Annotated in this window: 20 protein-coding genes; 12 read left to right on the forward strand and 8 right to left on the reverse strand. The window is 49.3% G+C overall.

Going from position 1 to position 20,476, the window contains the following annotated elements:
- Positions 1-47: 47 nt before the first annotated feature.
- The 8 genes from ttdB to Q0274_RS08545 all read right to left on the reverse strand — a co-directional run bounded on the left by ttdB (position 48) and on the right by Q0274_RS08545 (position 7,944).
- Entirely contained in the window at positions 48-668 is a 621-nt protein-coding gene (gene ttdB, locus Q0274_RS08510) for a L(+)-tartrate dehydratase subunit beta (protein ID WP_298028937.1), read from the reverse strand.
- Positions 665-1,564, reverse strand: a complete 900-nt coding sequence (ttdA, locus tag Q0274_RS08515) for a L(+)-tartrate dehydratase subunit alpha (protein ID WP_298028939.1) — start codon at positions 1,562-1,564, stop codon at positions 665-667. The genes ttdB and ttdA overlap by 4 nt, the downstream gene beginning before the upstream one ends.
- A complete protein-coding gene (locus Q0274_RS08520; protein WP_298028940.1) occupies positions 1,557-2,027 on the reverse strand; it encodes a DUF2809 domain-containing protein in 471 nt (156 codons plus the stop codon). Before Q0274_RS08520 ends, ttdA begins: the two co-directional genes overlap by 8 nt.
- A 52-nt stretch (positions 2,028-2,079) precedes the next feature.
- On the reverse strand, positions 2,080-2,826 hold the full coding sequence (gene larB / locus Q0274_RS08525) for a nickel pincer cofactor biosynthesis protein LarB (protein ID WP_298028941.1): 747 nt from the start codon (positions 2,824-2,826) through the stop codon (positions 2,080-2,082).
- On the reverse strand, positions 2,813-3,595 hold the full coding sequence (gene larE / locus Q0274_RS08530; protein WP_298028942.1) for an ATP-dependent sacrificial sulfur transferase LarE: 783 nt from the start codon (positions 3,593-3,595) through the stop codon (positions 2,813-2,815). Before larE ends, larB begins: the two co-directional genes overlap by 14 nt.
- On the reverse strand, positions 3,567-4,814 hold the full coding sequence (gene larC / locus Q0274_RS08535) for a nickel pincer cofactor biosynthesis protein LarC (protein ID WP_298028943.1): 1,248 nt from the start codon (positions 4,812-4,814) through the stop codon (positions 3,567-3,569). The genes larE and larC overlap by 29 nt, the downstream gene beginning before the upstream one ends.
- Positions 4,815-4,816: 2 nt before the next feature.
- Positions 4,817-6,067, reverse strand: coding sequence for a nickel-dependent lactate racemase (gene larA / locus Q0274_RS08540; RefSeq protein WP_298028945.1), 1,251 nt, complete (start codon positions 6,065-6,067; stop codon positions 4,817-4,819).
- Between the two features lie 209 nt (positions 6,068-6,276).
- Positions 6,277-7,944, reverse strand: coding sequence for an anaerobic C4-dicarboxylate transporter (locus tag Q0274_RS08545; protein WP_298028947.1), 1,668 nt, complete (start codon positions 7,942-7,944; stop codon positions 6,277-6,279).
- A 297-nt stretch (positions 7,945-8,241) separates the two neighbouring features.
- Here Q0274_RS08545 and Q0274_RS08550 point away from each other — a divergent pair, with 297 nt between their 5' ends.
- The 12 genes from Q0274_RS08550 (at position 8,242) to Q0274_RS08605 (ending at position 20,331) form a co-directional block, all read left to right on the forward strand.
- Positions 8,242-9,399, forward strand: a complete 1,158-nt coding sequence (locus Q0274_RS08550) for a hypothetical protein (protein WP_298028949.1) — start codon at positions 8,242-8,244, stop codon at positions 9,397-9,399.
- A 12-nt stretch (positions 9,400-9,411) separates the two neighbouring features.
- Positions 9,412-12,003: a Sec-dependent nitrous-oxide reductase gene (nosZ, locus tag Q0274_RS08555; RefSeq protein WP_298028950.1), complete on the forward strand. Its 2,592-nt coding sequence runs from the start codon at positions 9,412-9,414 to the stop codon at positions 12,001-12,003.
- 42 nt (positions 12,004-12,045) lie between these two features.
- Complete coding sequence (locus Q0274_RS08560) at positions 12,046-12,822, forward strand: hypothetical protein (RefSeq protein WP_005870834.1); 777 nt, start codon at positions 12,046-12,048, stop codon at positions 12,820-12,822.
- Positions 12,819-14,024 (forward strand): nitrous oxide reductase family maturation protein NosD, encoded by a 1,206-nt coding sequence (locus Q0274_RS08565; protein WP_298028952.1) that lies wholly within the window; start codon positions 12,819-12,821, stop codon positions 14,022-14,024. The genes Q0274_RS08560 and Q0274_RS08565 overlap by 4 nt, the downstream gene beginning before the upstream one ends.
- Positions 14,021-14,821 (forward strand): 4Fe-4S dicluster domain-containing protein, encoded by an 801-nt coding sequence (locus Q0274_RS08570; protein ID WP_298028954.1) that lies wholly within the window; start codon positions 14,021-14,023, stop codon positions 14,819-14,821. The genes Q0274_RS08565 and Q0274_RS08570 overlap by 4 nt, the downstream gene beginning before the upstream one ends.
- Positions 14,818-15,450 carry a hypothetical protein gene (locus tag Q0274_RS08575; RefSeq protein ID WP_298028956.1) on the forward strand — a complete coding sequence of 211 codons (633 nt, stop codon included), beginning with the start codon at positions 14,818-14,820 and terminating at the stop codon, positions 15,448-15,450. The genes Q0274_RS08570 and Q0274_RS08575 overlap by 4 nt, the downstream gene beginning before the upstream one ends.
- Positions 15,447-15,893, forward strand: coding sequence for a cytochrome C (locus Q0274_RS08580; RefSeq protein ID WP_177389178.1), 447 nt, complete (start codon positions 15,447-15,449; stop codon positions 15,891-15,893). Before Q0274_RS08575 ends, Q0274_RS08580 begins: the two co-directional genes overlap by 4 nt.
- Before the next feature lie 3 nt (positions 15,894-15,896).
- The gene (locus Q0274_RS08585) at positions 15,897-16,799 is read left to right on the forward strand and encodes a NapH/MauN family ferredoxin-type protein (protein ID WP_298028958.1); all 903 of its coding nucleotides are present in this window, start codon (positions 15,897-15,899) and stop codon (positions 16,797-16,799) included.
- 8 nt (positions 16,800-16,807) lie between these two features.
- Positions 16,808-17,446 (forward strand): ABC transporter ATP-binding protein, encoded by a 639-nt coding sequence (locus Q0274_RS08590; RefSeq protein ID WP_298028961.1) that lies wholly within the window; start codon positions 16,808-16,810, stop codon positions 17,444-17,446.
- The gene (locus tag Q0274_RS08595; RefSeq protein WP_298028963.1) at positions 17,430-18,155 is read left to right on the forward strand and encodes a hypothetical protein; all 726 of its coding nucleotides are present in this window, start codon (positions 17,430-17,432) and stop codon (positions 18,153-18,155) included. The genes Q0274_RS08590 and Q0274_RS08595 overlap by 17 nt, the downstream gene beginning before the upstream one ends.
- Before the next feature lie 653 nt (positions 18,156-18,808).
- On the forward strand, positions 18,809-19,636 hold the full coding sequence (locus tag Q0274_RS08600) for an ABC transporter permease subunit (protein WP_291940222.1): 828 nt from the start codon (positions 18,809-18,811) through the stop codon (positions 19,634-19,636).
- Positions 19,633-20,331 (forward strand): nitrous oxide reductase accessory protein NosL, encoded by a 699-nt coding sequence (locus Q0274_RS08605; protein WP_298028964.1) that lies wholly within the window; start codon positions 19,633-19,635, stop codon positions 20,329-20,331. The genes Q0274_RS08600 and Q0274_RS08605 overlap by 4 nt, the downstream gene beginning before the upstream one ends.
- The last annotated feature ends 145 nt before the right edge of the window (positions 20,332-20,476 follow it).

Raw genomic sequence — 20,476 nt, forward strand, 5'->3', positions numbered from 1 at the left:
CAAAAATTTAAGGCGTAGAATTTAAAACGCAAGCCTCTAAATTTTAACTACTTTATAAACCCAACCTGCGGTAAAATTTCAGCTAGCGCCGCGTCCTTTTTCTCGTTAAATTTGACCTTGTTCTGCTCAAAAAGATTATTTCCGTGCGCGTCTATCGAGACGATGAGCGGACCAAACTCCTTGACGCGGCACTTCCACAGCGTCTCGGGCATCCCAAGCTCCGTCCAGTCCGCGCTCTCGATCTCCTCGACCTGCGTCGCGGCGACCACCGCGCAGCCCGCGGGAAATACGCAGTGTATCGCGCCAAACTCCTTGCAGCCGCTCATCGTGCCTTCGCCCATGCCGCCTTTGCCCACTATCAGGCGCACGCCCGTTTTAGCGATAAACTCGCGCTCAAATTTCTCCATCCGCATGCTCGTGGTAGGCCCCACCGAGACCATCTCAAAGCACTCTTTGCCGCTATCGCCCGTTTTTCTGATGATCGGCCCCGCGTGCAGGATTGCGCCGCCCCTGATATCTAGCGGAAGCTCGCGGCCCTCCTCTACGACGCGTCTGTGCGGCACGTCGCGGCAGGTGACGATGTGTCCGCTGAGGTATATGACGTCGCCGATTTTGATGTCGGCCAGATCCTCGGCCTTGATCGGCGTGGTTAAAATTTTCTTACTCATAGCGCGAACTCCTTGTGCGATTTTACGTCGAAATTTAGCTGCTCGTCCCAGACGATATGGCCTTTGCGGTGCGACCAGCAGCCCACGTTTACGGCGACGGCGATGACGCTTGGGTGGCGGGCGCAGTTCTCGATATGCACGCCCATCACCGAGCTTGCACCGCTCATGCCTTGCGGGCCTAGGCCGATTTTATTGATGCCCTCTTCGAGTAGCTTTTCGGTTAGTGCGGCTCGGTCATTTGGATTGCGCGAGCCTAGCGGTCTCATCAGCGCTTTTTTAGATAGTAGCGACGCCACGTCGATCGAGGTGCCGATGCCCACGCCCACTAGCAGCGGCGGACAGGCGTTTATGCCGTAACTAGTCATTATGTCCATGACGAATTTTACGACGCCTTCGTAGCCCATGCCCGGCATCAACACGGTTGCCTTGCCGGGTAGGCTACAGCCGCCGCCCGCCATATAGGTGTGTATCTCGCACTCGCTGCTTTGCGGCACGATCTCCCAAAATATGCTCGGCGTGCCCTTACCGACGTTTTTGCCGGTGTTATACTCGTCAAAGGTCTCGACGCTGTTGTGACGCAGCGGAGCCTCGCGCGTCACTCGCAGTACGGCCTCTCGCAGCAGCTCCTCAAGCTCGCCGATGAGCGGGAAGTTCGCTCCGCAGCGCACGAAAAACTGGATCACGCCCGTATCCTGACAGGACGGACGGTCTAGCTGCTTAGCTAGGCGCTGGTTTTCAAACATCGTTTTATAGATCTCCTTCGCTAACGGCTGCGTCTCGCGCTCGCTAAGCTCCCGCAGCTTCGTAGTTACGTCGTCAGGCAGCACCTTGCCCGTGTAGCCGACGAATTTCGCCATGACCTCAGTCGTCTTTTGCACGGCTTTTTGTTTATACATCGCTTCTCCTTTGTCGGTTTTTACTTTCAAATTTTTCATATGCGCCAGCCATTACGCAGCCTGCAGCGTAGCAGAGCAGGTCGGTAAGATCAAACGTCCCGCCGATCATTACTTTTAAAATTTTATTTTCTATGCCTAAAATTTGCACGGCGCCAAAATACTGCGCAAGCTCCAAAGCTGCCGCGAACGCGAAAATTTTAAGCGGCAAATTTAAAGGCGGCTCGCTAAAAATAGCCCGAGCCGACGCGTAAAGCAAGATAACGGCCAAAACGTCGCCCGCGTAGTGGCGCACGAAGCCGCCCTTTACGCAGATCGCGATGTAAATTTCAACTGCCAAGATTACGCTAGCCGAGGCTAAAAACGCTAGCCTCGTCCGCGCGCTTTGCTTTGTTTGCGCCTTTTGCGCGAGCTTTTTCGCGCTCTTCGGCCCAGCCTTTTGCTCGTTTAAATTTTCCTCTCGCAACGCTTTCCTTTTAAATTTAGCCGTTAAATTCGACCCGCGCGGCGGCGTAAATTTAGAGATGATTTATCAAGCTCGCGTTATATGCGGCACCGAATCCGTTATCGATATTTACGACGCTAACGCCGTTTGCGCAGCTGTTTAGCATCGCTAGCAGAGCCGCCAGTCCGCCAAAACTCGCTCCGTATCCCACGCTCGTGGGCACCGCGATCACGGGTGCGCTAACAAGCCCCGCCAGCACGCTAGCTAGCGCGCCCTCCATGCCCGCAATCGCGATCACGACCTTTGCGCCGCGTATTTCGTCCAGATTTGCGATCAGCCTATGTAGTCCCGCCACGCCCGCGTCGCTAAATTTGCGCGCGTCGTTGCCTAGAAATCGCGCCGTTTCGTACGCCTCCTCCACTACCGCGCCGTCGGCGGTGCCGGCAGATACTATCGCGATGTAGCTTTGCGTGGGCGCGGGCTCTTTAAATTTGACGCTGATGACGCGGCCGCGAGCGTTAAACTCAGCCTGCGAAAACGTCTCGCGCACCAGCCCAAAAACCCGCTCGTTGGTGCGCGTGATCAGGATATTTTGCCCTCTCGCGCCGATCGCTTCTGCGATACGTAAAATTTCATCATCCGTCTTGCCCTCGCCGTAGATCACCTCGCCCGTGCCGTTTCGCAGGGCGCGCTGAGTGTCGATTTTAGCGCAGCCCACGTCCTCGTAGGGGTAGTTTTTTAGGTATTTTAGTGCCTCTTGCTCGCTCACGCGGCCGCTTTTTATCCCAGCGAAAAGCTCTAAAATTTCATCCTCTCTCATACAAAACATCCTCTCTAAGCCCCTTTAGATCGAGCGTCACCTCCGCAGCGCCAAGCGTCACGAGCTGCCTAACGATGCTTTTAAATTTCGCGTCGTTTAGGAAGCTTTGCATGCTAGAAAAGGGCATTTGCAGCTTTATATTTTTGCGGTCGCACCGCGCGCGGACGTTTGCGTAGCCGCTTGCGATGAGCAGATTTTCCGCGGCTTCGATCAAATTTAGCTCGTGCGGGTCGATCTCGCGCCCGTGCGGCAGACGCGTTAGCAAGCACGCGTAGCCGGGCTTTTCGGCGGTAGGCAAGCCCAGCTCGCGCGATAGCTCGCGGATCTCGGCTTTGGTTAAATTTATTAGCGGCGAGAGCACGCCTAGCTCCTCTTTGGCCTTGAGCCCGGGGCGGTATTCGCCCAGATCGTCTCGGTTCGTGCCGTCCGCGACGCGGCTAAAGCCAAGCTCCTTTGCGCGCTCGATCAGGTGCGAAAATACCGCCTTTTTGCACAGATAGCAGCGGTTTTCGGGATTGTCTTTGATCTCCTCTGCGACGCCTAGCTCTAAAATTTCGTGGCGGATGCCGTAAGCGCGGGCAAATTCTACGGCTTCGGCGATCTCGCGCGAGGATATGTAGGGCGATCTGATCGTTATGCCGATCGCGCGCTCACCCAGCGCGTCGTGTGCCGAGCGCAGCAGCAGCGAGCTGTCCGCGCCGCCGCTAAATGCGACTGCTAGCTCGCCCAGCCCGCGCAGATCAGCCTTTAGTTTTTCTAGTTTCGTCATAGATTTCTAGCGCCTCTTTTCGCACCCGCTCGATCGTCGTGCCGTGCGCGAGCGCCGCGGCCTTGCAGTCCTCAAATTCGGGCTTTATTTTTTGCGTTTGGCAGGTGCCTGAAATTTTGAGCCCTATCTCGCCGAATTTCGTCTGCACCCGCACAAACTCGCGCTTTAACTCGGTTTTAGCAACCTCCATCTCGCGAACGCCGATCGCTGTCGTGCGCGTAAATATCAGATCCTTTAAATTTTGCGCGTCCTGCTTGCGGCACAGCGCGTTTAGCTCAAAGCCCATGCGCCCCTTTTTCATAAAGATCGAGCGGCTAAACACATCCAGCGCGCCGTTTTCTCGCAAAATTTCGCACGCAAGCGCGAAGCTCTCGGCGTCCATATCGTCGATGTTCGTGGAGATTAAAATCTGCTTGCAAGCCTCGCCATAGCCCGCCTGAGCGCCTAAATTTCGCTCGCCCCCTTCGCCGCTTAGATCCTCATCTGCCTCGCAGATCATCGCGCGAAGCACGTTTGCAAAGCCCACTGCGTCCTTGCCGCCCGCTCCGTAGCCGATCTTTTCTATCTTAAAGCTCGCGCTATCCGCAAACTCGTCCGCGTAAGCCTTTAAAATCGCCGCGCCCGTGGGCGTAGTCATCTCGAAATTTGCGCGCCCGAGGCTTACGGGCATGCCTTTTAAAATTTCGCAAACTGCGGGTGCAGGCACGCTAAGCTCGCCGTGATCGCAGATCGCTACGCCGCCGCCAAGCTCGATTTTGGAGCTTAGCACGCGCGAGACGCCGAGTTTTTCAAAAAGATACTCAAAGCAGATCGCCGCGCCAGCGACGTCGGCGATACTATCTATCGCGCCGAGCTCGTGGAAATGCACCTGCTCTACGTCTGTGCCGTGGACTTTGGCCTCCGCCTGCGCGACGGTGCGAAATATCGCGCCCGCTCTTTGCTTGCAGCTCTGGCTTAAATTTGAACTCTCTAAAATTTGCCTGATACCCGCGTAGCTTCTGGCGTGAGGCTGCGATTTTAGCGGCACTACGTCGATTTTTGTCGCGGCGATGCCGTTTTTTAGCACGTTTTTGCGCGCGAGCTTAAATTCGCCGGCTAAATTTAACTTCTCAAGCTCGGCGCAAAGATAACCAAAATCCACGCCAAGCTCCACTAGCGCGGCCAAGTTCATATCGCCGCTGATGCCGCAGCTCGCGTCGTAATATAAAATTTTAGCCAAACTTACGCCTTAGGCACCGTCATCGAGCCAAACGGCAGGATGATGATTTTAGCGTCCGTGCCCTTTTGCGCGAGCGCGTCATCCACGGCCTTTTGGATGTCGTGGTATGGCTTTAGATGCACGGCGCGCATCTCATCGTCACTTAGATCACTCACCGCCCAGGTTTGCGCCCAGAGCGAGATTTCAGCCATCTTAGCGGCCTTGTGATAGCCTAGCTTAAAGCCCGCGCTGATCTTTTCTAGCACCTTTTTAGGCGTATCCGCGGATGCCATCAGATCAAAAAATGGCTTTGGTCCGATGCCGGTGCGGCACTTTGCGACCATGATTAAAATTCCGTCCTGAGCGAGTGCCAGTTTGCCGTTATCTAGGGCTTTTTGCGCTTGGTAAAGATCGACGTCCATCGGATAGGGCGCGACCGAGATCACGATATCTGCCTTGCGCGGGATATTTACGCAAAAGACCTCGTCTGCCTTTTTCACGCAGTCGTAAAAGCTATCGTTTAAGTCGCCCGCGCTCGCGTAATACACGCCGTGCTCGCTATCAAGCACCGTCTGGATCGAAAAAACGTCGATGTGCGCAAGAACTTTCATCGCGTCTATCATATCCTCGTGCACCGGGTTACCCTCTAGGCGCAGCGCCTGCGCGTCGGAGCTTAGAGCGAGCTTGTGATTTTGCGTGATACTCTCGTATGACGCAGTACCAGGCAAAAAGGCCTTTCTGCCGCCCGTGTAGCCCGCGAAATAGTGCGGCTCGACCGAGCCTATGACGATTACTTTTTTTGCCTCTGCCACGATTTTATTTAGATACATCTGCGTGCCGTTTTTGGACTCGCCTAAAAATACCATCTCGTCGTGCTTGGAGTCGTGATCGTGAACTTCGTTTTTAGCGTTAAGCTCCGCGTAAATTTCTTTGCCGAAGATCATCTCGTACTCATCAAGCGTGCCCTCTCTATGGCAGCCGGTGGCGATGATGAAAATTTTATTTTTCTCGCGGATTTTTGGGTAAATTTGCTTTAAAATTTTTGCCGTCGGCGTAGGTCTCGTACCGTCGTTTACGATGATAACGATCTTTTGCTCGCCTGCTATAAACTCGTCAAAACTTTTTTGATTTATCGGATTTGCCAGAGCTTTTGCGATGAGCGCCGTTTCGTCAAATTTAGCCACGGGGTTTGGATCGAAAACGCCGAGCAAATTTTTCTCGTTTATCTCTAAGCTTAGATGATCATCTTTGCCGTATGCGATAGGGATTTGCATATCTGCCTCCTGTGTGGAATTTGGCGGGATTATAACGTAAATTTTATTTAAAACGATTTAGCTTTGCGCGGGTTATGAACGGAATTTAGAAAGCTTTAGAATTTAAAAATTTAGAGCATTTAAAATTTCAAAATTTTATAAAATTTTAAAAAGCCGCTGGGATTTGAAATTTAAAGCTCGCGAGCCATATGCCCGCGAGCGTATAGCTATTATAAATAGCCGTAAATATGAGCGAAGATAAAGCCCATCGCGCATGAAGTAAGAACGCCTATTAGCCCAGGGAAAATGAAGCTGTGGTTGATGACGAATCTGCCGATGTGCGTAGTGCCAGAGCGGTCGAACTGGATCGCCGCAAGATCACTCGGATAGGTAGGTAGGATATAGTATCCGTAGCAAGCCGGTGCAAACGCAATAATAAGGCCTGGATCAATACCGATGCTAACCGCTAGCGGTACGAAAGTAGCAACCGCCGCCGCTTGAGAGTTAAGGAATTTACTAATTAGCAGCGAAACAATGACATATGTCCACGGATACGCCATAACGACCTTACCTAGCGACGCTTTAAGCATTTCGATATGAGCAGTAAACATAGTCTCTGCCATCCATGAAATTCCATAAATGGCTACGAGCGCGATCATACCGCTATGAAAAATTTCATTTTTAGCGATATTGCCCGCTTTTATGCCCGAAGCGATCATCATGATGGATGCTGCAAGAAGCATGAAAATTTGAATGGTTAAGACCATATTTAAATTTGTGGTCTTTTTCATCGTATCTTTTACGACTATGCTTGCATTTGCGATACTTTCGCTCTTATCACCTGTCGTGATGACAACATTTCCGTCTTGAGAGACGATGCTTTGAGTAAGCTTTTTATCTTTGTCGTAAATTTCGACGCTATTAAATTTCGTCGCATCTTTAGCTTTGGACTCTTTGACGTTTGAGACGACCTTGCCACCGTCTACCATGGAGATAACCTGACCATCTTTAATCGTGATATTTTTAACCGTTTTTTTATCAACGATGATCTCTACGGATTTGCCCGGGACATTTTTAGTCCACGCAGGACGCAAGCTTTTCTCGTAACCTAAAACCGCAACTAGCGCAATAGTGGCTAAGAATATCCACATGCAAACCCACTTAATCCTAGGAAGCTTTTGACCTAACAATGTCGTGCTTTCGCCGTAGATATATTTTTTCTGCTCTGGATCTTTGATCTTTTCTTGAAATTCCGGATCTTTATCTAGATCTTTACCTCTAAAAATCGACCACGTTCCGATTGCAAGCATACCGATGAAAGTAGAAGGGATTGTTAATTTAAGTAGATCCAAATACGTACTAAAGCCCTCGATATGCACGCCTTGACCTAGTAAGATCGCGACCATCGAAACGCCGGCAACCGAAACGGGGCTAGCGATGATAGCAAGCTGCGAGGAGATCGTAGAAGCAGCCATCGGGCGCTCAGGGCGAATCCCATTTTTAATAGCTACGTCATAGATGATCGGAAGCAGCGTATAGACGGTGTGTCCCGTTCCGCATAAGATTGTAAGCGTCCACGCAACAGTTGGAGCGATGATACAAACCATCTTCGGATGCTTACGAAGCAATTTCTCCGCTATTTGAAGCATTACATCAAGCCCTCCCGTAGCCTGTAGCGTTGCACTTGCTACGACAACTGCGAGGATAGTTAAAATAACGTCCACTGCCGGCTTACCTGGCTCTAATCTAAATCCAAACACTAAGATCACTAAGCCTATACCGCCTAGAATTCCCAGCGCCATACCGCCTTTTTTAGCACCATAAAATAAACAGCCCAAGACTATAATGAGCTGCAAAAAGAATTGAGTGCTTTCAGACAAACTTGTCAGAAACTCCATAGTTTCTCCTTTGTAAAAATTAAAACAAAACTTTGGCGATTATACTAACTTTTTATTTAAACAAAATTAAAGGAGCGTTGCGAATTTTAAAAATCTGTCAAAATAAAAATTTACTGAAATTATAATTTTAAAGCGGAATTTATATAGCAAAAATGCGAAAATAAAATTTCACTTAGAGCTGTTTTTATATCGTAGAATTTCGTAACTTTTAAGAAATCTTAGAATTTCATTATAGCTCAAGCTTTAAACCGATTTTTAAGCCTTGGGGGAGTATCATTCCGCAAAGAGCGGATTAAGATGAATTTTAAAAAATTTTGTATTGCCTTTTTGATTTGTTTATCGCAGATGGCAGCAGCTGGTAGCTTTGATCTAAACTCCACGCTACGTCTGGGCGCATTCGACGCAAGCTCGCACCGACTGCTTTTATGCGGCAGTGGCGGCGAGCTTAGGATGTTTGATACTGCTAAATGGGATGTGGAGTTCGCGCAAAAATACAGCGATAACGAAATTACGGCTCTAAATTTTAAAAACGGCAAAATTTATCTAGCTTGGGGTGGAGCCGAAATCGCGGTACTAAACGACAGATTAAAGTTTTTACGCGCGCTTAAGACAGGGCGTAGCGGCACAGCCCAAATAGATGCGATCTATGCCGCAAAAGACGTGATTTACGCGGTAGTAGATAAGAATCAACTAATAAGATTAGACGAGGACTCTGATAACAGCGCGGATGGCGGCTACGCCCCAGGTGAGAATTCCACCGCAAACGGGCAATCTTTAAATAAAAATTCCGCCCACGACGGGCTGCGAGGAATTTCATTTCATTACGGCAGGATCAATGCCGTTAGCCTAGGCGCTAACGGACTTTGCGTCGCAAGTTGGGGCGGCGTAGCCTGTTTTAGCGCAGATCTCGTCGCGACTAAATCTAGCGGCAGCGATACAGCGCCCAATCGAGCCGCGCAGGGAGAGCTTGGTAGCGTGAAATTTAAAGATGCAGAATTTAATAATGCGAAAAGCGTGCAAGGCTCCGAGCCGAACGAAACAAAAGCTGGCCGCGCAAAGAGCGCGGAATTTCAAAGCTCAGAATTCAAAGGCGTAAAATTTCAAGACGAGGGGCTTAAAACTCGAAGCGAAATTTCAGCCGAAGCTGGCGATAAAAATTTAAGCGGCTCTATCGCCACTGCGCTTGCAGACTGCGACGGGACGCTGTTTGTGGGCGATATAGAGGGGAATTTTATAAATTTAAAAAGCGGCGAGCGCAAAAGCGTGGGCTCTTGGATCAAATCCATCGTGTGCGCCCGCAGCACGCAGTTTATCGCTACTAAAGATAAAATTTACGAAAATCAAAAAGCAGGATTAAAGGAGGTTGTGGATTTAAAAAGCGAATTTTTAGCGATGTACGCAGACGGGGAAGCGATCCTCGTAGTCAGCAAATCAGGTAAAATTTTAAAATTCTAAGAAAGGATTAGTATGTTAAAAAGTTTCAAACCCGTGCTTTTGGGCTCGGTTTTGTTCGCCGCAAGCGCCCTGTGTGCCGCAGATAGCGACTTAGAGCGCGTGATGAAAGAACGAAATTTAAGCGAAAAAGACGTTTTGGCGGCGGCTAAGACCTATCAGCCGACCGGTAGGAAGGACGATTATATGGTGTTCTCCTCCGGCGGTCAAAGCGGACAGGTGCTAGTTTACGGCGTGCCGTCGATGAGGATCTACAAATATATCGGCGTATTTACCCCGGAGCCTTGGCAGGGATACGGCTTTGACGAGGAGAGCAAGGCGGTCTTAAGATCCGGCTCTATTAACGGCAAAGAGATCAACTGGGGCGATACTCACCATCCAAATTTCAGCGAAAAAAACGGCGAGTATGTGGGCGATTATCTCTTTATCAACGATAAAGCGAACCCAAGAATTGCGGTTATAAATTTATCAGATTTCGAAACCACTCAAATAGTCGTAAATCCCGTAATCAAAAGCGATCACGGCGGCTCTTTCGTAACGCCTAATACCGAATACGTCATCGAAACCAGCCAATACGCAGCCCCTTTTGATAACGACTGGCACCCGATCGAGGAGTATCAGGCGGTTTATCGCGGTGCGGTAACGCTATGGAAATTTGACTACGATAAAGGTAAAATCGACGTAAACAAATCCTTTTCTCTAGAGCTTCCTCCATATATGCAAGATCTAAGCGACGCAGGTAAGGGCGAGAGCTTCGGCTGGGCGTTTACCAACAGCTTCAACTCCGAAATGTACACAGGCGGCATCGAAAAGGGTCTGCCTCCTATGGAAGCCGGTATGAGCCGCAACGATACTGACTACTTGCACGTTTATAACTGGCAAATTCTAGAAAAGCTTGCTCAAGATAGCAAAAACTACAAGGTTGTAAACGGACACAGAATCGTTACAATAGACGCCGCTGTAAAAGCGGGAGCGCTATTTTTGATCCCTGAAGCCAAATCCCCTCACGGCGTTGACGTTAGCCCTGATGGCCGCTATATCATCATCGGCGGTAAACTAGATACTCACGCTAGCGTTTATGATTTCAAAAAGATTAAAGAGCTAATTGATAAGAAAGAATATGCAGGCAAGGATCCATACGGAATTCCGATCTTAGATATGCAAAAGACGCTTCACGGACAAGCTGAACTTGGTCTTGGACCTCTTCATAATACCTTCGATTCGCAAGACGGCATAATCTATACGTCGCTTTACGTCGATAGCCAGATCGTAAAATGGAACTACAAGACGCTAAAGGTTTTAGATAGGATCAACGTCCACTACAATATCGGTCACCTCGATTCTATGGAGGGTAAATCCTCAAAGCCTGTCGGCAAATACGTAATCGCGCTGGATAAGCTTTCGATCGATAGATTTAATCCTATCGGACCGCTTCATCCGCAAAATCACCAGCTGATCGACATTACAGGGCCTAAAATGGAGATGATTTACGATCTTCCTATCGGTCTAGGTGAGCCGCACGACGTAGTTTCTATCGCAGCCAGTAAGCTTCATACGAAACCTACCTATACTATGGGAACAAACTCTCGTACCGGCAAGCAGCACCCTGCTATGACGCTAGCAGGTCAGGAGCGCATCGAGCGCGACGGCAAAAACGTAAAAGTCTATGCTACAGCGATCCGCAGCCATATTAATCCTGAGCACATCGAGGTTAATAAGGACGATAACGTAACGATCTATATGACAAATTTAGAGCGTGCCGAGGACGAAACTCACGGCTTTACGGTTGATGATTACGATCTGCATATGTCGCTTGAGCCGGGTAAGACTGCGAGCGTAAATTTCATCGCAGATAAAGAGGGCGTATTTCCTTTCTACTGCACAGAATTCTGCTCTGCGCTGCACCTTGAGATGTTTGGATATCTATATGTAAAAGATCCGAATAAAAAATACACTTCAGCTAAAGCTTCTATGCTAAAAGCTCTTAGCCCAGAAGCTCTAAAAGCCGAATACGATAAGGTAGTAGCTACGAATAAAGCCACCGACGACGTTATTCAATCAGTCGTTAAATTCTTAAAAGAGAAAAACTACGAAAAATATCCTAAGGTCAAGGCTTTAGTCGATGACGCGCTGGATCAATACGGCAAAATTCCTGAAACCAAAGCCAAGGCAGACGCCGCGGTAAAAGCCGGCGATATGAACGGCGCGATACTTTGGGAAGGTCAAGTTTGGCAGTATTTAGTAAAAACCGCAGATGTCGGACTTCGCGCTAAAAACAACCTGATCCGCGAGCTCTCCACTCCTATGAGCGAGGCTGCATCTAACGGCGAGAAGGCTTACCTACGCGGAGGCTGCAACGGCTGCCACGTAATCGGTCAAGTAAGCTCCGGTCCTGATCTAACGGGCGTCCTACTTCGCCACGAAAACGGCGAGAAATGGGTAGCCGATTTTATCAAAGACCCTGCCAAATTCTACGAAGACGACTACGTCAAGGCTATGATAAATTACTTCAACCTTCGCATGCCAAATCAGCATATGAAAGACGAAGAGATCAAAGATATCATCGAATACCTAAAATGGGTCGATGAGAACGCGGGTCTTAACTAGCCCCACTCTCCCCCGCAAGGGGGAGAATTTAAAGGAGACGAAATGCCAAAATATAAAATTTACGCGATTTTAGCGCTGCTTATTATGACGGTCGCTTTTACCATCCCTACGCTTGGATTTTTCAAAGTCCAAGGCAAAATCGTATCGGGGCAGGTTAGCAGCGTCTCGCAGCTGCCCGCATACTCCGCACCGATATGGAATTTTTATACAAAAGCATCGTATAAAAATCACCTAATTCCTAGTGATGTTAAAAACGATCTAGGCGCGATGCTGGAGCATAAATTTGAAGTGGGCGTACCTAGCATACCGGTGTGGAAAATTTCACTTGAAGCGCCAAACTATCCAAAAGAGGCTTTCCCCGATGGAATTCCACTTTACGTCCACGTTGACGGCTTTAGCGGCGATGTCGGCGAGATGAATACCCTAAATCACTATATCGGCATGTATCCCGTCTGGCGCGGCGGCACGCTCGAGCACTCGCTATCGCCGTATTATCTCATAATCGCGACGATCGGCATGCTTGCGTTTTTGTACTACGACGGCAAGGGGCAGACTCTGCTTATGATCCTGCCGATCATTGCGCCGCTTATCTTCATCGGCTGCTATGTGGGCTGGCTGTATTGGTTCGGGCACAACCTGCAAGACTGGGGTGCGTTTAAAATAAAGCCTTTTATGCCTACGGCGTTTGGCGACGGCAGCGTAGCGCATTTTACTACCCATTCATATCCGGCTCTTGGCTTTTGGCTAATGCTGGCCCTGTCGCTGCTATCGGCGTTAGCTCTACTATCTAAGAAAAAATTCCTACGAGAGCATAGATGAGGCTTTTGCTTCTAGCATTCTCGCTCGCGCTAAGCTTAAGCGCGGGCGAGCTTCAAGACGCGATCGATAGCGCAAAAGCGGGCGATATTATCGAACTAGCCACGGGCGAGTACCACGGCAATATTTTAATCGATAAACCCCTTACTATCGACGGACTAGACCGCTCTGCCGTGATCATAGGTGATCGCAACGGAACGGTCATCCGCGTCCGCTCTCCGCATGTTACAATCAAGAATTTAACAATTCAAAACGGAGGCTTCGAGCATCTTAGCGAGGATGCAGGGATCAACGTAAGCGACGTAAACAGCGTAATCATAAAAAATAATCTCATCAAAGACGTACTCTACGGCGTCGTGCTAAGCAAGGCAAACGACGTAACGATCGAGGGCAACGAAATTTCAAGTAACGCCTACCGCACGAGTTTCAAAGGCGACGGCATCAAGCTTTGGTATTCCAATGCCAATAAAATTTTAAATAACGACGTCCACAACGTCCGCGACACCGTTTTTTACTTCTCTAATGGCAATCTCGTCGCAGGCAATAAAGGCCATAGCTGTCGTTATTCTCTGCACTTTATGAACTCCGGACATAACGTCGTAGAGGATAACTACTACGACGGCAACAGCGTGGGATTATTTTTTATGTTTTCAAGTGACAATATAGCTAGGCGTAACATCGTGCGCAACGCAGACGGCGCTTACGGCGTAGGTATCGGTATGAAGGATAGCTCAAATTTCAGGGTTACGGATAATAAAGTCATCTACAACGCCCGCGGATTTTATCTGGATCAATCCCCATATCAGCCGGGCTCGCTTAACGTTTTTGAAAACAATGATATTGAATACAACAGCATCGGCGTGCAATTCCACGCCACGCAGCTAAAAAGCGTATTTAAAAACAATAAATTTAAAGGTAATATGGAGATCGTGCTAAACGATACGCCTCAATCCAAGCTCTTGCAAAACGAATGGAGTGGCAACTACTTCGACGATTACGACGGATTTGATCGCGACGGCGACGGCTACGGCGACGTTAGCTACAGCTCATACGCCTACGCGGATAGGCTTTGGGCGTATAAACCGAATGTGCGGTTTTTTTACGGCTCCAGCGGGATCGCACTTTTAAATTTCATCTCCAAGCTAGCTCCGTTTTCAGAGCCTGAGCTACTGCTAAAAGATCCAAAACCTAGGATGAGGCAATGATAAAGAATAGACGCGAAGCGATAAAACTACTCGGCGGAGCGCTCGGAACACTCGGGGAAGCGAGCTTGTTTGCGGATGAAAATTCTGCAAATTTTACAGGCGGCGAAGCGGGGAATTCCGTAAATTCTGCGGGGCAAAATTCCGCGCCGAATTCCATAAAACAAAATTCTGCGGAAAATTCTAGCGGGGATTCCGCCTCTTTATATCTGCGCCCGCCGGGAGCACTAGCAGAGCGCAGCTTTCGCTCTAGCTGTATCAAGTGCGGTCAATGCGTGCAGGTCTGCCCCTATCACAGTATCTATCTGCTTGACATCACGCATCTTTTTGACATCGGCACGCCCGTCATCGACGCCAAAGAGCGAGGCTGCTATCTTTGCGGCGCGCTTCCTTGCGTGCTCGCCTGTCCAAGCGGTGCGCTCAGCCACGAAACGAACGAGCCCAAAAAGGTCAAAATGGGTATCGCTGTGATCGAAAATTTAGACGCCTGTTTGGCGTATCGCGGGCAGGCTTTAAAATCTAGCGATCTGCGCCCAAAGCCCGCCAAGACCGAGCAGGAGCGCGAGTTAAACTCCGCGCTGGCGGCGAAAGAGGGCAAACCCTGCGATCTATGTGCGTCGCTGTGCCCTTACCCGCAGCCGCTTGATGCCATAGCTATGATAGAAGCGGGCGCGCATTTCGCTCCGCAGATCCGCAGCGCTTGCGTCGGCTGTGGCGCGTGCGCAGAGCTCTGCCCGGCGCGTATCATCGAGATAATCCCGCGGGCGGATTACAAATCAATCTATGAAGGAAAACAATGAAAAACTCTATTAAATTCCGCCTATGCTCGCTAGCTGCGGCACTTTTGCTATGCGGTTGCGGAGATGACGACGATTCAGGCTCTGCCGCGACAAGCTCAGCAGGGCAAAATTCCGTTTCGCAAGGCTCCGCAGAACAAAATTCTGCGAGTTTAAATTCCGCATCGCAGAAAGCGGATCAAAATTCCACCGCCAAGCCTCGCATCAGCGTTAAAAGCGGCGAAGCGCCTAAGAAGGACGATAAGTTCGTAAGCTACGATTTTTACGGCGAGCGAAATGTAAATTTTAACCTCAACGGCGATGTGAACGAAACGACCAAAAATATCGTGGCATATTCGAGCATCAAAAACCAATACGAAAAGCTAAATTTCGATCTGATGAAAAAGCGCCTTGGGCACGATTTTATCCTGCGTTGCTCGGCGTGCCATGACGACTACGCCAACGGCATCATCGGTCCGTCGCTTCTAGATAAAACCGACGCGCAGATTGTAGATATGATTAAAAAATATAAATTTAAAGAAAAGCCTAATCCTCTTATGGTGCAGCTCGTAAACGGCATGAGCGAGCAGCAGATAGAGATGATGGCGAAAGAAATTTATGAGTTCAACAAACAATTTAAGGAGCAGAAATGAAACCGGGCAAAATTTTAGCTTTGATTTTAGGCGTCGCGCTGATCGCGCTGATGATCTTTATGGCTAGTTCGGACGATTCTAGCGCGCCACAGCAGGAAGTCAAGCCGCAAGCGCAAGCAAAGCCCGCGCCGCAGAGCAAAAGCGTCGATCTCATCGACGATAAGGACGTGAAAAATATTAAAATTTTGCAGCAGAGCGTCAAAGAGCGCGATTTTAAGGTTAGTAGCTCCTATCTGGTAAGCTGCGCGCCCTGCCACGGCGATGACGGACGCGGCAAGATCGCTCCGCCGATCGGTGGCAAAAGCAAGGATCAAATTTTAGCAAGCCTCAAAGATTATAAAGCGGGCAAGATCAAAAACAGCCTAATGAGCGGGCTTTTAACCAACGTAAGCGACGAGAGCCTAGATAAGCTCGCGGATGAAATTTCAAAATTTAAAGAGTAGCTCTTGGATAAATATAATTCGCGATGCACGATCAAAAATACGAGCTTTTTCTCGACCTTCGCGCTTAGAAATAAAAGCGGCAAATGGCGCCCAAGCATTCGGGCTCTGCGCTACGCCACGGTATTTTTGGTGCATCTGCTTTTCGTGCTTTCCTTCCGCGCGGATATTCAAATTTTAGAGGGCGACATCAGCGGCTCGCGGATACTTGGCTTTCACTTAGCAGATCCTTTCGCGACTCTTGAGGTGATCGCCGCGCACAAGGATTTGCCGATAAATCTGCTTATCGGCTCGGGCACCATTTTGCTATTTTATTTCATCGCGGGCGGTAAGGCGTTTTGCTCGTGGATCTGCCCCTACGGAGCGCTTAGCGAGATCGGCGAGAAGCTGCATAATACGCTAATTGCCAAGCACGTCATCAAGGAGCGCACCCTGCCTCGCGGTATGCGATATGTGATCTGGGCGGCGTTTTTAGCGCTAAGCGCGATTACCGATCTGCTCGTTTTTGAAATTTTTAACGTAGTTGGAATTTTATCGCGCTTCATCATCTACGGCTTTTCGCTCGCGGGGCTTTGGATCGTTTTTGTATTTTTGCTCGAAGTATTTTTTAGCAGGCGAGCGTGGTGCACTCATCTATGCCCGCTAGGAAGCACCTATTCGCTTGCGGCGAAAGCAAGCCTTAGCAAGATTACTTGGGATAAGAGTAGGTGCGATCACTGCGGCGTTTGCCAAGACGTCTGCTTCGTCTCGCACGTGCTGGATATTACCAAAAAAAAGGCATCCGAAAACCTAGGCGATAAGAGCAAATTTATGCTAAAAGGGATCGACTGCACGCTGTGCGGACGCTGTATCGACGTGTGTCACCAAGACGCACTCGGTATCGGCAATAAACTAAAAGATATGATCTAAGGAAGTCTATGATAGAGATTAAAAACGTAAGCAAGAAATTCGCAGATCAATTCGTTTTAAAAGATATCGATCTAAATATCGCGGACGGCGAGCAGGTGCTTTTCGTCGGGCAAAACGGCGCGGGCAAAAGCTCACTGATGCGGACGATTTTGGGCGAATACATACCCACAAGCGGCAGCGTCGCTATCGACGGATTTGATTCGTTTAAGCAGCGCAGCCGCGCTCTACGCGGTATCAGCTTCGTGCCGCAAACTCCGCCGCCGCTTAAGCTGAGCCTGAATGAGCTCATCTACTTCGCCGAGCGTACGGCAGACGCAAGCAGAGCGGATATAGTAAAATTCTGCAGTGAAATGGAGCTTGATCTGAGTTCAAATTTAAACAAACCTTTTCATAAGCTATCCGGCGGTATGAAGCAGAAATTTTTAATTGCGCTAGCATTCGGCAGAGCCAGCAAGGCGATGATTTTTGACGAACCGACCGCCAATCTCGATCCGAGCGCGCGCGAGCGTTTTAAGACGCTTTTGCACAACCACGCAAAAGATAAGAGCTTGATCTTTATCTCGCATAGGCTCGAGGAAGTGGGAGGACTGGTAAAAAGAATGATTTCAATGGATCTAGGGAGGATCGTAGATGACAAAAATGTTTAAAGCTTTACTTTGCGCACTTATTGCGCTTACGTTTTTAGGCTGCGGCGACGAGAAAGACTACGGCAACGTCCATTACGACAGAGACGTATGCGAGCACTGCCAGATGGCGATCAGCGACAACCGCTTCAGCGTCGATGTGCGCGTGGACGGCAAAAACCACTACTTTGACGATATCGGCTGCTTAGTGGATTTTATGGTGACAAACGACAAGCTAAACTGGCTAAAGGATGCCAAAATTTACATCAATGACGCTAGCGGCAACGGCGAGTTTATCGACGCACGCACGGCGCACTTTTATCGCGGTTTTAAAACCCCTATGTCGTTTGGCTGGGGCGCGTTTAAAAACAAGCAAGAGGGCAAGCAAGACTTCAGCTTCAATCAGGTAGTCGCGGCGCTTAAAGCAGGCGGCGGCTCGCACGGCATGGGGATGGGCGATATGGGTCGCGATGCGCACGGCGCAAGCGCAGGACATGATATGAGCGCAGGACATGATGGCACGAGTGGGATGCAAGACCCTCACTCCGCAGAGCACGGCACAAGCGAGCCGAAGCACGATATGAGCAGTATGGAGCACACTCACGGCTCAGATCATGGCATGGGCGGCGATGCGGGCAGCACGGCGCACTCTCAAGGCTCGCCGCACGATATGGGGCAGATGCACGAAAGTAACGGCACTGCGCACGATATGCCTTCAGGGCACGCGCATTAAGGACGCTTTGGCTAAAGCGAAATTTTAAGCGGCCTATGTTTTGCGCTAAATTTAAAGCGTAAAATTTTAGCGTGCCGTCTGCGCCGCCATAGCTGAGATAAAATTTTACTTCGCGACTTCTGCGCGAGGCAAAACCAGGCTTAAAAAACGGCCGCAAAATTTCATCTCGCGACGCGGTTAAATTTAACGCACGGCGCAAAATTCGCTCTGCCGAATTAAAATTTACGCAAGCTCGCTAATTTAAAATTTCGCCGTAGATTTAAAATTTATTCGACGTAGAATCTTGCTGCCTTGAGATTTTTAGAATTTTAAAATTTTATGCCGCGGGATACGCCCGGCTTTGAAATTTTATAAAGCTGAAATTTAAGCGATCCGCCAAACGGCTAAATTTAAAAGCGCGGCGGATTACGGATAGAAGGCGGCAAACGACGCGCTGTTTGCAAGCGCCGCAAGCGAGTCGTAAATTTAAAATTTATGCGCGATCCGCATTCGCAAGCGGCGGATAAAATTTCTCCGCTTATTTAAATGCTCGGATGGCGAAATTTAAAGTCGCGAAATCCGCGCCGCAAAACAGAGCCGAGCTTAAAAGAGCGTTTAAATCGCGTAAGAAATCTAAATTTAAAAGCGCGCCTAGGCGCAATAAAGGAATATGAATGAAAAATTTACTCACCATCGCCGCTTTGGATATCAAAGAATCCTTCCGCTCGCGCTGGTTTTTACTCTATCTACTGATCTTTAGCGGGCTCGTGGCGGCGTTTTTCATCACGGGGGTGACCGACTCGCGCGTGCTCGGCTTTAGCGGGCTTTCGCGACTGCTGCTGCTGTTTATTCAGATCTGCATCATCATCCTGCCCGTCTTCGTGCTCGTAACCACTAGCAAGGCGATCCTAGCCGATCGCGACCTAAACATCCTCGAATACCTGCTAAGCTTCCCGATCTCGCAGGCGCAGTATTACTACGGCAAGGCGCTAGGAAGGCTGTTTGGAGTGTTCGTGCCGATATTTTTGTCGCTGCTTTTGGCGATCGTTTGGGGTGCGATCAAGGGCACGGGCATTCCGTGGGCGATCTGCCTGCTTTATACGGGGCTGCTTTTTAGCTTGTGCGCGGCGTTTTTAGGGATCGCGTTTTTGATCTGCGCCGTTTCAAAAAGCCAAGAGATGGGGCTTGGGCTCGCATTTTTCGTCTGGCTTTTCTGCCTTGCGTTTTTGGATCTCGTGCTGATCGGATTGCTTGCCAAAACGGGCGTGAACGAAAATCTCATTTTCGCAATTGCCCTAGCAAACCCGATGGAGGACTTCCGCATCGCCGCTATCAGCCTGTTTGATCCGGATCTTGCGGTCATCGGCACGACGGCGTATTTTATCCTAGATCACTTCGGGCGCGGGCTTTTCATCGCCTTTTCGCTACTCTATCCGATTGCGCTGGGCGCGGCAAGCCTCGTTTTGGGCTATTTTATCTTTAGATCGAAGGATTTAGCGTGAAATTTCCACTCATTTTGGCGGCATTTATAGCGCTTTGCGGCGCAGTGGAGATACAAAATTCCGCGCCGCAAAGCTCTAGCTCGGCGCAGAATTTAGGCACATCAGATAAGACAGGCTCCGATTCGGCGCAAAATTCCAAACCTGCGCGCGATCTTGCGTGGCTTAAAGACGTAAATCCCACCTGCGCCAAATACGACATCGATACTAGCGCGCATCCCGAATTTCGCGCCTACGCGAGGCTTAAAGACGGCAGCGCGCTAGCGTTTGCTTCGCCCAAGGCGATGTTTGCATATTTTTTTGAAAGTGGGAGCTCGGGCGCGAATTTCGGCGGCACTTCTGCTGGAGCGAATTCTGCGAATGAAAATTCTTCGGAAGCAAATTCTGTGAGCAAAAATCCAGCTAGCGGCAATTTAGGCGAGGCAAATTCCGCTAGCGCAAATTCCCGCGAGGCAAATTCTACGGACGCGAATTTCGGCGACGCGGAGCTTTACGTCACCGATTACGCAAGCGGCGAAATTTTGCGGGCGCAGGACGCATTTTATGTATTCGGCAGCGTACTGCAAAGCGCCAGAGGCGACGATCTCATTACATTTGCGAGATTGCGCGACGCGCAAGACTTCATGCGCGAGAAAAAGGGGCATAAAATTTTGCAGTTTCGCGAAATCTCCGCCAAGCTAATCGATTATCTAAGATGATCGAGCCGCTTGGCGAAATTTAAACTAAGTTATTTAGTATATTTTATTCATAAAAATTTATCTTTTATTTTAGTGCGCTATTAAGGGAATTTAAAGCAATTAAAAAATACAATCACGTTAAATTTTATCTATAAGAATTAGATAG

The organism is uncultured Campylobacter sp. (genome assembly GCF_937973075.1).
GTDB lineage: Bacteria > Campylobacterota > Campylobacteria > Campylobacterales > Campylobacteraceae > Campylobacter_B.

Excerpts from the sequence above, each read along its gene's own strand:
- ttdB (WP_298028937.1), bottom strand. The coding sequence starts at position 668 with ATGAGTAAGAAAATTTTAACCACGCCGATCAAGGCCGAGGATCTGGCC.
- ttdA (WP_298028939.1), bottom strand. The coding sequence starts at position 1,564 with ATGTATAAACAAAAAGCCGTGCAAAAGACGACTGAGGTCATGGCGAAA.
- larB (WP_298028941.1), bottom strand. The coding sequence starts at position 2,826 with ATGAGAGAGGATGAAATTTTAGAGCTTTTCGCTGGGATAAAAAGCGGC.
- larE (WP_298028942.1), bottom strand. The coding sequence starts at position 3,595 with ATGACGAAACTAGAAAAACTAAAGGCTGATCTGCGCGGGCTGGGCGAG.
- larA (WP_298028945.1), bottom strand. The coding sequence starts at position 6,067 with ATGCAAATCCCTATCGCATACGGCAAAGATGATCATCTAAGCTTAGAG.
- Q0274_RS08545 (WP_298028947.1), bottom strand. The coding sequence starts at position 7,944 with ATGGAGTTTCTGACAAGTTTGTCTGAAAGCACTCAATTCTTTTTGCAG.
- Q0274_RS08550 (WP_298028949.1), top strand. The coding sequence starts at position 8,242 with ATGAATTTTAAAAAATTTTGTATTGCCTTTTTGATTTGTTTATCGCAG.
- nosZ (WP_298028950.1), top strand. The coding sequence starts at position 9,412 with ATGTTAAAAAGTTTCAAACCCGTGCTTTTGGGCTCGGTTTTGTTCGCC.
- Q0274_RS08560 (WP_005870834.1), top strand. The coding sequence starts at position 12,046 with ATGCCAAAATATAAAATTTACGCGATTTTAGCGCTGCTTATTATGACG.
- Q0274_RS08565 (WP_298028952.1), top strand. The coding sequence starts at position 12,819 with ATGAGGCTTTTGCTTCTAGCATTCTCGCTCGCGCTAAGCTTAAGCGCG.
- Q0274_RS08570 (WP_298028954.1), top strand. The coding sequence starts at position 14,021 with ATGATAAAGAATAGACGCGAAGCGATAAAACTACTCGGCGGAGCGCTC.
- Q0274_RS08575 (WP_298028956.1), top strand. The coding sequence starts at position 14,818 with ATGAAAAACTCTATTAAATTCCGCCTATGCTCGCTAGCTGCGGCACTT.
- Q0274_RS08580 (WP_177389178.1), top strand. The coding sequence starts at position 15,447 with ATGAAACCGGGCAAAATTTTAGCTTTGATTTTAGGCGTCGCGCTGATC.
- Q0274_RS08590 (WP_298028961.1), top strand. The coding sequence starts at position 16,808 with ATGATAGAGATTAAAAACGTAAGCAAGAAATTCGCAGATCAATTCGTT.
- Q0274_RS08595 (WP_298028963.1), top strand. The coding sequence starts at position 17,430 with ATGACAAAAATGTTTAAAGCTTTACTTTGCGCACTTATTGCGCTTACG.
- Q0274_RS08600 (WP_291940222.1), top strand. The coding sequence starts at position 18,809 with ATGAAAAATTTACTCACCATCGCCGCTTTGGATATCAAAGAATCCTTC.